Source organism: Candidatus Babeliales bacterium, from assembly GCA_035288105.1.
Taxonomy (GTDB): domain Bacteria; phylum Babelota; class Babeliae; order Babelales; family Vermiphilaceae; genus SOIL31.
In genome coordinates this window covers 1-3,513 of record DATEAY010000044.1, presented here as the reverse complement: position 1 = coordinate 3,513, position 3,513 = coordinate 1, and the positions used below count along the sequence as shown (strand labels likewise).

Here is a 3,513-nt window from a genome sequence, read left to right as displayed (position 1 = left end):
TGGATAAAGGTCGAGCCGCAAAAATCGGCATCATTATCGTTAATACATAGTTTTTCTGTTGCACTTTCTGATTTTACTATTTTCAAAGCAGAGTCGCATAAGAACATAGATAATTCCTTACAATCAGTACACGTAATAGGTATGCCATCAATTGCACAGTTTGCATTGGATCATGAAGATAACAGTCGTATTTGCTCGCCTACCTCGTGTGCTATGCTTGTTGATTTTTTAATCGGTCACACCACAGATCCGCTCGATTTTGCAGCGAAAGCATTTGACTCAGGGCTGAACGTGTATGGAAGTTGGCCGTGTAATATGGCACATGCATTTGAAGTATGTGGTGGTAAGTTTAATTTTTTTGTGAGACGTATGAACGCATTTGCTGATTTACACCAACAATTAGTGCAAGGCATGCCGGTTATTGTGAGTGTTCGTGGAACATTGCCTGGCGCATTAAAACCTTTTCCACATGGACATCTTATGGTTGTTGTTGGGTGGGATAGTGAAAGCCGAGATGTGTTGTGCCATGATCCAGCCTGCGAGAGTGATACAGAAGTGTTTAAACGCTATCCTTTGATCGATTTTTTACGTGCATGGGAATGTTCGCATAGACTTTCGTATGTTGTTGAGCCCATTGGTCTTTTTTCTGTCAATAAGAATTAAAAAACTTATTACATTAATACAGCTTAAGCGTTGTTTTGTAAATCATAAAAACATGTTATTGACTATTTGATATTATAAATGATATTATTTTTCTCAGGGAAGGGTAGTAACTGGGGTTATAAAAGTAGAGGGACCCGACATGAGCAAAATAATAGAAAATTTTTTAATACCACTTTTTGTTGTGGTAAGTGTATTGTATGCATTCAATTCATTTGGTAATGATGGTATTTGCTTAAATAAAGTTTTTCATCACATGGCGCATAATGATGCCTATCTCGAACGTGCGAATGTATCATTGTATTTTTCTGGTGATCCGCATGTGCAAGAAATAAAAAATAAAAAGTTGCATGACTCAACATCATGTACTTTTTTTTTCCCTAAAGCAGTGATTAGTTCAGGCGAATGTGAAGCAATGGTTAATCGGATAAATAATCATAATGATGTGTACAAAGTGACTATTACAGAGGTAGTAAAACCCACAAAAGGTGTTGTGGTTGCCTTTGTTGTTGATCCAAATAAATTTGCGGTAGATTATGAGCAATTTGATTCTATTGGTTTGCAGAAGGGAATTGTGTTTCGGTTATATAATAAAGAGTTGTTAAAAAAGCTTGAGCAAGCAAATAATCAGCCGGTTTTACGTACGCTATGGTATTCGCCCTCTGATCTATACGGGGCCCCCGGCGTAGAGAAACGAAGCTGGGGTAGAGATAAACCTTGCATTGTAATTGATCCTGGGCATGGTGGTCTTGATTGTGGAGCAATAGGTCACGGAGGTATTCAAGAAAAACAGGTTTGTTTAGCAATTGGTACTGCAGTTGGGAATTTGTTACAACAACATGGTTGTTCAGTGGTGTTAACAAGACACAATGATTGTGATATGCAATTAGATGAACGTACATCTTATGCAAATGATATCAATGCTGATATGTTTGTTTCTATTCATGCAAATTATGCAGCAAGTCCGCGTGCGGTTGGAGTTGAAACATTTTGCATGCAACCGCAACTATTAAAAAAAAAAATTTCTCATGTATCAAGCGAACAGGATTTGTGTATAGCACATATCATGAATCATCGTGCTGATTTTTCGCACAAATTAGCTCAATCAGTGCAGCGTCATGTGTGTGATGCTGTGTCGCAATTCCACGATGAGTCGATTGATCGCAAAGTTAAGCATTCTATTTCACAAGTATTGCTTGGTACGCAAATGCCAGCAGTACTTGTTGAAGTTGGTTTCCTATCACATAAAAAAGAAGCGCTATTATTGAACGATGTACAGTATCAAAATTGCGTTGCACATGGCATTTGTAACGGAATATTATCGGCCATACGCTTCTAGTCACATCATCACAAAAACTTCCTCTTTTTTATTGTTGCTTATGCAAAAAGCTGTTACTATACAATCTAGCTTTTATTATTTTTTAGGGTGGTTCAAGAGTGATGTATTTTATTTGGGAAGATTTTTTAAAAATTGTTCGTGAAGAGCTTGGCAGCCGTGTTGTTGAAACATGGTTTAAGGCTGTTTCGATGACCAAATGGGATGCGATGGAAAAAGTTATTTATCTGCAGACACCTAATGCATTTGTATGTAACTGGCTTGAAAAAAATTATCGACCTATTTTTCAGACACATCTTGGAAGATTATTAAATGTTGCAGATCCAAAAGTTGTTTTTCTGACCACAACACAAAAAAAAGATGATTCTTTTGTTGTTAATAGTGGAGAGTTACAAGTTTGTGTGAGTGATGCTAAAACACTTCAAGTAAAAACATATCGTCCAGCACATATTATTCCTTATGGATCTAAAAATGAACAGACAAGTGCAAAGTTATCAGAACGCTACGGTCATATTAATCAAAAATACGTGTTCGAAACGTTTGTTGTAGGACCAAGTAATTCTCTTGCATATGCAGCAGCATGTGCTGTTGGACAAAAACCAGGAGATTTGTACAATCCTTTATTTATTTATGGTGGATCTGGTCTTGGCAAAACACATTTATTGCATGCAATTGGTAACACTATTCAAGCACATAATAAAAAAGCACTTGTTTTGTATCAAACAGCTGATCGCTTTGTGAATGAGTTTATTAATGCAATTCGCTTTGATAAAATAGATCGTTTTCAAAAAAAATATCAGTTGGTTGATGTATTGTTGATTGATGATATTCAATTTATTTCCAATAAAGAAACGACCCAAGAAGCTTTTTTTCATATTTTTAATTCTTTGTATGATGCGCGTAAGCAAATTGTTTTTTCGAGCGATACATTTCCGCAAAATATTAATGGGATTGCAGAGCGATTACGATCACGATTGTCATCGGGAATGATTGCTGATATTCATCAACCTTGTATTGAAGTTAAAACAGCTATTTTAAAAAGAAAAGCTGAAGAAAGTGGACAAGTTGTAAGTGATGAAGTTGCTCACTTTCTTGCATCGCATGTTACTTCTAATATCAGAGAGTTGGAAGGTGCTTTAATACGTGTCATAGCGTATGCGCAGTTGACGAAAGAGCATATCACGTTGGCTTTGGTTAAAAAAGTCTTTTTACACGATGAGTGTGCAGTCAAAGAGTCGGTTGATTTTAAAGCAGTTATTAAGGCTGTAGCAAAATATTTTCCTTATTCGTTGGATGAGTTACGTTCAGAAAACAGAAATAAGGAATTAGCTTTTGCACGACAAATTACCATGTATATCATGAAAAAAAATACTGACAGATCGCTGCGTGAAATCGGTGCGTATCTTGGTGATCGCAATCACACAACAGTAAAACATGCAGTTTCAAAAATAGAACAACATATTATCGCAGATGTAAAATTGCAGCGACAAATTAGTGGGATAGAAAAAGAGTTTGAG

At 36.3% G+C, this 3,513-nt stretch carries 3 protein-coding genes; all 3 read left to right on the top strand.

The window, feature by feature from the left end; translation table 11 throughout:
* Positions 1 to 663 (top strand): C39 family peptidase (locus VJJ26_02305; GenBank protein ID HLC06998.1); only part of this gene is annotated, 663 nt, incomplete at its 5' end.
* Between the two features lie 139 nt (positions 664 to 802).
* Positions 803 to 1,999: an N-acetylmuramoyl-L-alanine amidase gene (locus VJJ26_02300; protein HLC06997.1), complete on the top strand. Its 1,197-nt coding sequence runs from the start codon at positions 803 to 805 to the stop codon at positions 1,997 to 1,999.
* A 101-nt stretch (positions 2,000 to 2,100) separates the two neighbouring features.
* A partial coding sequence (dnaA, locus tag VJJ26_02295; GenBank protein HLC06996.1) for a chromosomal replication initiator protein DnaA occupies positions 2,101 to 3,513 on the top strand: 1,413 nt, incomplete at its 3' end.